This window comes from Pseudalkalibacillus decolorationis, from assembly GCF_024609785.1.
In the GTDB taxonomy this organism is placed as follows: domain Bacteria; phylum Bacillota; class Bacilli; order Bacillales; family Fictibacillaceae; genus Pseudalkalibacillus; species Pseudalkalibacillus decolorationis.
The window spans coordinates 1-7822 of the sequence record NZ_JANHJQ010000057.1; the positions used below are offsets into that span (position 1 = coordinate 1).

The following is a 7822-nucleotide window of genomic DNA, read 5'->3' on the forward strand; positions in this document are numbered from 1 at the left end:
TCCCGTATCATGTGGTTCGGGAGTTTGATTTGATGGATGGTGGCGATCCGACGATTCCACCTAAGTTTTCATGTGAGACATGCGGAGGAGAGATGTATCCTGAGTATTACAAAGGGGTACACGGCGTAGAATACAAGCTATCGGATGTTCTCTGACAAAAAAGGACCTGAGTGGAGTGCTTTTCTCCACTCAGGTTTTTCTTAATAACTTTTTTATCACAAATTCGGTCCGTAACGAAGAATTGAACATGAAAATTTAACAACTATTTTTTAATACAGCCGCATTTTTGGACGGAAAATGCGGCTTTCGGTCGTCAAAATTAAAGAACTTTATTTTAACTCAACACTTTTTTTCTTTTTTAGCCTGTGATTGTGGCTCCATGATTTCCATGTGAATTTCCACTGTATAATACTCTAGCAACTACGCCTTAAAGGGACCGGAGGAATTCCGAACTAAGGAAAGTTACATTGTTCCTGAAACAGCCCCTACTGGAAGTTCTTCGGAAATACGTTTGAATTTACCAATACTTTCTTTTCCTTCCCCATCACATTCTAGTGGACGATTTTTCTCTAAATCTTTTTTTAAATAGTAAACATAGTTACTCAATATTTGATAAAATGAGTTCAACAGTTCAAACAACGACACAGAGTATTGTTCTTTGTATATAAGTACTCTCTGTTAGAAATTGGAGTTGATTTTTTTGTCCATTGATAAAGGTGATCGTATAACAGCATCCTATAAGAGCGGAAGGTATATTGGTAAAGTAATTGATTTGAAACCGTCATTGCAAAAAGCTGTTGTTGAAATTCATGCCATTCTTGTCCATCCAAAACAAGGGGATCTTCATGCACCAAACCAAGCTGATGTCCCATTTTTTCATGAACGACCAGCGTTAGCATTTAGGGAAAAAGCTCTTGTACCAATCTCAAGTATAAAAAAGTATGATGGTGAAGTTCTGGATTACTATGAATCACTAATCGATTCATTACAAAAACAAATCTCAACTCTAGCAAAAGATGAGAGCGATTATGCACAACTGGCGTATAAACGCTTAAGCACTTTGAAAGCTGAATACGAAAAGAAAAGAATGGATATATAAGTATCTTTTTACACTACTATTTTTTGTTGATTTCCCTTCTATTTTTTCAAAGCTACTCATACTCATAGAGTATAGAATGGGTTGAAAAGGAAGGGTTCAGATGAAGAAAAGACGATTGCTATATAACCTACAGCACAATAAGAAAGAATCATTCGTAAAGAAATCCGGATTTTTATTGTTGATTATATTATTATTTTTTGCTACTGTTTCTGTTCTAGCATCTTCTTATTTCGAAAAGCGTTTCCAATCAAGTTCAATAAAAGGCACGTTGAATATTTTACCCACAGAACAGCTTGTAACTTTTATGGGAACAGTAAATCCATACTTTACACAAGGACTCCCAAACTCATACACGCCCCCGTCACTACAAAGTCTATCATTTGAACTTGCGACAAGTATTAAACCCGGAGATATTCGTTCTTTGTTAGGGAGAGAATTGCCGGGATTTGCAATTTTTGATACTAAAATAATTGTTGCAGGTGAAGGAACGGATTATTCTACATTGCCCATCGAATCTGCCCCACCGTTTGATGTTCTTTTGAAAGAACGAGAGGTGGCTGAAGAAAAGCTTCATGTGGAAAATGATGTTGGTGAAGAGGAAACCCCAGACTTGACTACAAATGGACGCGATGTAGTATACATTTATCAGTCTCATTCAACCGAATCTTTTCTCCCACTGCTAAAAAATGCAAATATTCCAGATGAAGCTCGTACAACCAACCCTGAAGCAAATATGATCCGCGTTGGAGAACTACTTACAAAAGAATTGGAATCACGGGGAATCGGAACTTTACAAGACAGGACGAATATGGCAAAGAAATTAAATGAGCGAAAAATGAGTTACGGAAGTTCCTATCAATTATCAAGAGAAATTGTTAAGGCGGCAGTGACTTCGAATAAAGAAATAAACTTTTCTTTTGACCTTCACAGGGATTCCAGAAGAAAGGGAGATACAACGAAAACGATTAATGGAAAAAGCTATGCACGACTAGCTTTTGTTATTGGTGAAGCTAATCCAGAATACGAAAAAAATTTAAAACTCGCAAAAACGTTGCATGATCAACTAAATGAAAAGTACCCAGGTATTAGCAGAGCGGTTTTACTTAAGAGCAAAAGTGATGGGAACGGCCTTTATAATCAAGACCTGTCAGAACATGCGATTTTGATTGAAGTCGGTGGAGTGGATAACAATTTAGATGAACTACATCGATCGATGGAAGCTTTTGCAGAAGTGTTTGCGGATTATTATTGGGAAGCTGAAAAAGTCAATGCAGGAAATTAATAGCAGGTGGCGAATCTATTCTGTAGACAAATGACACAAGATGCTCACTTTATATTCTCCGAAAGTTTTGTAATTATGAGATAATTGATGCAGATAAAGCACTGAAAAGTAGGTGTAGAGAATATGCCCAATTGGTTACGCAAAACACTCGTCGTTTTAATTACAGTTTTCACTTTAGGTACAGTTTCGCCACCACCACATCTTTTAGCGGATAGTAATGAAGATGAAACAAATAAAGCAGCAAGTGATTACATACAGTCTACTCCTAATACGGAAGTGGTCGTAAGAGATAAAATTGATCCATTTTCCGGTACTTGGGATGAGGTTGCCGCAGCGATTGACAGCACTGAACAATTACAGGGTGCATTCGTAGCCCATACTGTCTATCAGGCGAAAGAGCAAACGAAACAAAAATTCGGTGAAAAAATCGATCAAAAACGTGGAGAAGAATTCCGTTCCATCATCCTACCTAAAATTGAAGAAACAATTTCACAATTGAGTAATCAATTTAATGAAGAAACACTGCGTAATTTACAAATCAGTGACCGGCCAACTAGGGGAAGGGGAGAGAAAATCTTTCATATTGTTAATCGGGACTCAAGGAAGGATGTATTCCGCCTCCATGTACGAAGGGAACATCCCCCAGGACAAGGCTACTGGTTTTCGTTTCATTACCATGATGCTAGGGATCAATTCGCTGAACATCATGAATTAGGAAGTATTTATTGGGATAGGAACACCCCGCCAAATTGGATGAGTTAAAGTAAACTTGGCTCAGCCAAGCCTTTGGCGCCGGCTGAGCCTTAGTTGCGCTTATACTATTGAAAGTATTTTTATACTTTCTTAACGTGTAAGTAAATCGGAGCTGACGAAATAAAAGTCAGCTCCGACTTTTGCGTTTTCAGAGAGAAAGTGGTCATGCTATAATTGACTTTAGTAACATATTTTCATGAAAGAGAGGGGTAACATGCAGCAATATCAAAATTTATGCCGACATATTTTAGATAATGGTACAAAAAAAGAAGATAGAACGGGGACAGGAACGATCAGTGTCTTCGGATACCAAATGCGTTTTGATCTGCAAAAGGGTTTTCCGATGTTGACAACGAAAAAGCTTCATTTGAAATCTATTATTCATGAGTTACTCTGGTTTTTAAAAGGGGATACGAACATCAAGTATCTTCAGGAGAACGGGGTGCGAATTTGGAATGAGTGGGCAGACGAAAACGGCGATCTCGGACCAGTGTATGGTAAACAGTGGAGGTCCTGGTCAAAACCAGATGGTGGTACTGTAGATCAGATTACGAGAGTCGTAGAAGAAATTAAGAAGAATCCTGATTCAAGACGTCTTGTAGTAAATGCATGGAACGCAGGCGAGTTAGATGACATGGCATTAACGCCGTGCCATTGCTTATTCCAGTTTTATGTTTCAGACGGAAAATTATCGTGTCAGCTTTACCAGCGTTAACAGTGAGCGCCTTTACAGAGTAATCTGTATTGAAAAACTCTACTAAACGGGGAAACTCTGCCTTAGCAGACAATCCCGTGCTAAGCTTTCGAATAAGGCATAAAAAAACTTATTTTTAAGAGGGAATTTTATGTCAATTAGTGGTATTTATAAAATTGTAAATAAAAAAAACAAAATGTTCTATCTTGGTCGATCAATTGATATTGAAAAAAGATTTACACGTCACATTTATGAGCTAAGGAAAAATAGTCATCATTGTGATTTTTTGCAAATGGCTTGGAATAAATATGGTGAGAACTATTTTGAGTTTGTAATAATAAAACAAGGTCTTACCAAAGCGGAAGCAACATTACTTGAAGCAGCTTATCTAAAAAAAATTTAAAGGATTATTGTACAATACAAGCTGGGTTGCAAGTGGTGGTGATTTAATTTCTTATCACCCTAACAATCAAGGTATAAGACTTAAAATAATTAAAAGTCTCCATGTAATTGTCGACCAGTATTAATAAATCAAATTGAATATGAAAGTGTAACTGAGGCAGCACGAAAATTAAGTGTTGCCCCTCCACAATTATATTTAGAATTAGATCTAAGAATCCTAAATATGCACAATACCACTACAAAGATTCGATTAAGTAATGCCGAACGACTAGAGCATTAGCTCGTAGGGTGTAAGCGATTGACATCCGAAACGTAGAGCATCCTCATAAAAGGATGATGATATAGTCTAATCTGTATGGTGACATACAGCAGTTCATGGTTGAACGGGCTGTGCGTAGCGAGCACGGTTGAATATCTTGTCAGCTGACACATTTTTAGGAGTACCGTTTAACATAGCATCCTATGCGTTGCTTACGATGATGATGGCTCAAGAATGCGATCTTGAGCCAGGAGAGTTTGTCCATACGTTTGGAGATGCACATATTTACTTGAACCATCTTGAACAGGTTGATCTGCAGCTTTCTAGAGAACCGAGACAGCTACCTACTTTGAAAATCAATCCAGAGGTGAAGTCGATTTTTGATTTTAAGTTCGACGATTTTACACTCGAAAATTATGATCCACACCCGCATATTAAAGGAGCTGTTTCCGTATGATCTCACTTTTAGTTGCCGTAGCTAAAAATCGTGTTATGGGAAAAGATAATGATCTTCCGTGGCACTTACCAGAGGATTTAAAGTGGTTTAAGAATGTTTCAATGGGACATACGATTATCATGGGTCGTAATACTTATGAATCTATTGGTAAACCACTACCAGGTCGGAAAAACGTGATTATTACAACTGATAAAAGCTATATAGCGGAAGGGTGTATTGTAACCCATTCGATTGAAGAAGCACTCGAGCAGAATGGTGAGGAGCAAATCGTCATCGGTGGTGCACAAGTTTTTAAACAGGTTCTACCGATTACTGATCGGATTTATTTAACGCAAATTGATGAAGAGTTTGAGGGAGATACATTCTTTCCTGAACTAGATGAAAGTGAATGGGAAGTCACTTCAAAGGAAAAAGGAATCAAAAACGAAAAGAACCCATACGATTATTATTTCACCATCTATGATCGGAAAACTACGTAGAAGGACGCCACTTATGGTGTTCTTCTTTTTTACATAAAGGATAAAGAAAAGTCGAAAGGAGACATATTGAAGTAATATTAAACAGATTTTTATGTCAAGCCATAACAATGTTCATTTTCAAGATCTTAGCAAAATCACATGGAATTAGCATAAATATTAACAGTGTGCTTTTAGTTAGGAGGAAATTATGAAATATCCACTCTACTCTTTTGTAAGACCCTATTTAATGACACGTAGTTTGCAGCCTGAAAATCAGGAAACACCCATTCAGTTTATAAAAACTGACACAATGGACAATCGATTATTTTATAGGAGAAACCACTTTTCATATCCAACAATATCCCATTCAAACTATTGGCTACCTATAAATGGGTTAGTTACAACACCAAAATGGTTTTCCATGAACGAAATTGTGAGATTACCATCGAAAACAATTAAAGTAGTCCTAGAATGTTCAGGAGACAAACGTGATTTGTTTGAACCAAAAGTATTTGGAGAGCAATGGGGAAAAGGAGCTATTAGTCAAGGAAATTGGAAGGGCGTTTCTTTACGAACTCTCCTTAAGCAAGTTGGAATGAAGGATGATGCAAAGCAGGTTGTAGTAGAAGGATATGATAATGGTAAAAGAACGGATCTAGATACCATTCATACTTATGCTAGAGGTTTACCTATAGACAAGGCCCTCCATCCCGATACAATCATTGCGTACGAATATAATAACCAACCAATTCCATTTAAACATGGTTATCCATTGAGATTAATTGTACCAGAGTGGTATGCAATGGCTTCAGTAAAATGGATTAAGCAAATTAGTATTATTGATTCTAATTTTAGTGGGCCTTTTCAATCCATTGATTACGTTTATTATCCGAATAAAGAGAATGACAAAAATGCTTTTCCTGTTACAACAATCAATATAAATTCCACTATACAAAAACCATTAAATATGGAAGTACTAAACACCGGTAATCATTTAATTGAAGGAATTGCCTGGACTGGTAAAGGGTATATAACTAAAGTTGAGATAAGTACAGATAATGGCGAAACCTGGTTAAAGACCAACTTATGTCAGCAGCCTAAAGAGGACTATGGTTGGTCATCTTGGGTATTTGAATGGTCTGTGTCAGCAAAAGGAGAATATTCTATAATGACGAAAGCTACAGATTCGTATAATCGAATTCAACCAACAACCCCATTTTGGAACAGAAAAGGTTATGGTTATAATGGGATAGAAATAATCAAGGTGAAAATTGAATAATGAGCAAATAAATTTGGTATGTATTAAGAGAAATAGCAGTAAAATTCCTGCTTATGTCACAGGAAATATACGTATGAAAATGAGGTTGATCACCATTAATAAAAGAATACTTGCCATTAGTGATATACACGGTTGTTTAGTTGAATTTAAAGAATTACTAGCATTGGTGAATTATGATTCTGCGAAAGATGACTTAATTTTACTAGGTGACTATATGGATAGAGGGAAATATAGTAAGGACGTCATCTATTTCGTCAAAGAATTGGTAGAGGATCAAAAGGCGATAGCACTAAAGGGGAATCATGACCAGCTATTTTATGATTGGTTAAAAGATCCGATCGGTAAACAACATGCTTATTTCAGGAATGGTGGATTGGAAACCATTAATTCTTTCCTCGGTAAAATTAATACAGATAACCCTGTTGACACGACTTATGAGAAGTGGGCAGAGGAGATTTTAGAATCAAACGAAGAGGTCGTTAGCTTTATTGAAGATCTTCCATATTATTTTGAAACCGAGGAATTTATTTTTGTTCACGCAGGGATTAATCCAGAGTACGAAGATTGGAAGACGACGAGTGAACATGATCTAGTTTGGATAAGGGAACCGTTTTTGACTGTGAATCACAAGTTTGATAAAACGATTATTCATGGTCATACACCAGCAATTTATTTACATGAAAAGGCTGATATATATTATGGAAATAAGAAAATCGGCATAGATGGGGCTTGTGTATATGGGCATCAGTTAAATTGCCTTGAAATCAAAGACGGCGAATTCAATCAGTTCGTTGTAGTTAAGGAACCACAGAATCAGTAAAAGTTTAAAATTTCACGTACCGTACTCAAAGTAAAAATTAAAGTTAAAAGAAAATTCTTTTGATAAGGTTTAAGGAGCTGAATATCCAAGTGCATTTTTTGAATAAGGTAATACCTAAAGTTGCCATCCTTTCTCTATAAGAATAAAAGGATGGCTTTTTTGTTTACACGTTAAGAAAGTATAAAAATACTTTCTATAGTATAAGTTATCATGAACGAAACTAGCCCCTGTTCGTAACAACGTAGGTTAATTTGGTAATACTGTGTTTAAGGCAACAACATACCAAATCAGAGCTATAATTACGAAAGGAGCTAGTTAG

Annotated in this window: 7 protein-coding genes and 2 pseudogenes; all 9 read left to right on the forward strand. The window is 36.5% G+C overall.

Features of this window, described 5'->3' with window-relative positions; translation table 11 throughout:
• Positions 1–700: 700 nt before the first annotated feature.
• The 9 genes and pseudogenes from kapB (at position 701) to NON16_RS25155 (ending at position 7503) form a co-directional block, all read left to right on the forward strand.
• Positions 701–1099 carry a kinase-associated lipoprotein B gene (gene kapB, locus NON16_RS25115; RefSeq protein ID WP_257352352.1) on the forward strand — a complete coding sequence of 133 codons (399 nt, stop codon included), beginning with the start codon at positions 701–703 and terminating at the stop codon, positions 1097–1099.
• Between the two features lie 100 nt (positions 1100–1199).
• Entirely contained in the window at positions 1200–2381 is a 1182-nt protein-coding gene (spoIIP, locus tag NON16_RS25120) for a stage II sporulation protein P (protein ID WP_257352353.1), read from the forward strand.
• Between the two features lie 123 nt (positions 2382–2504).
• The gene (locus NON16_RS25125) at positions 2505–3143 is read left to right on the forward strand and encodes a YpjP family protein (protein WP_257352354.1); all 639 of its coding nucleotides are present in this window, start codon (positions 2505–2507) and stop codon (positions 3141–3143) included.
• Between the two features lie 205 nt (positions 3144–3348).
• A pseudogene (gene thyA, locus NON16_RS25130) lies at positions 3349–3846 on the forward strand (thymidylate synthase); the annotation flags it as partial.
• A 133-nt stretch (positions 3847–3979) separates the two neighbouring features.
• Positions 3980–4231 (forward strand): GIY-YIG nuclease family protein, encoded by a 252-nt coding sequence (locus NON16_RS25135; protein WP_257352355.1) that lies wholly within the window; start codon positions 3980–3982, stop codon positions 4229–4231.
• 418 nt (positions 4232–4649) lie between these two features.
• A pseudogene (gene thyA / locus NON16_RS25140) lies at positions 4650–4946 on the forward strand (thymidylate synthase); the annotation flags it as partial.
• Positions 4943–5425 (forward strand): dihydrofolate reductase, encoded by a 483-nt coding sequence (locus NON16_RS25145; RefSeq protein ID WP_257352357.1) that lies wholly within the window; start codon positions 4943–4945, stop codon positions 5423–5425. The pseudogene thyA (NON16_RS25140) and the gene NON16_RS25145, both read left to right, overlap by 4 nt.
• Positions 5426–5612: 187 nt before the next feature.
• Positions 5613–6683, forward strand: coding sequence for a sulfite oxidase (locus NON16_RS25150; RefSeq protein ID WP_257352359.1), 1071 nt, complete (start codon positions 5613–5615; stop codon positions 6681–6683).
• A 73-nt stretch (positions 6684–6756) separates the two neighbouring features.
• Positions 6757–7503: a metallophosphoesterase gene (locus tag NON16_RS25155; RefSeq protein ID WP_257352360.1), complete on the forward strand. Its 747-nt coding sequence runs from the start codon at positions 6757–6759 to the stop codon at positions 7501–7503.
• Positions 7504–7822 lie beyond the last annotated feature (319 nt).

Coding starts and splice junctions, on each gene's coding strand:
- spoIIP (WP_257352353.1), top strand. CDS start 1,200: ATGAAGAAAAGACGATTGCTATATAACCTACAGCACAATAAGAAAGAA.
- NON16_RS25125 (WP_257352354.1), top strand. CDS start 2,505: ATGCCCAATTGGTTACGCAAAACACTCGTCGTTTTAATTACAGTTTTC.
- NON16_RS25135 (WP_257352355.1), top strand. CDS start 3,980: ATGTCAATTAGTGGTATTTATAAAATTGTAAATAAAAAAAACAAAATG.
- NON16_RS25145 (WP_257352357.1), top strand. CDS start 4,943: ATGATCTCACTTTTAGTTGCCGTAGCTAAAAATCGTGTTATGGGAAAA.
- NON16_RS25150 (WP_257352359.1), top strand. CDS start 5,613: ATGAAATATCCACTCTACTCTTTTGTAAGACCCTATTTAATGACACGT.
- NON16_RS25155 (WP_257352360.1), top strand. CDS start 6,757: ATGAAAATGAGGTTGATCACCATTAATAAAAGAATACTTGCCATTAGT.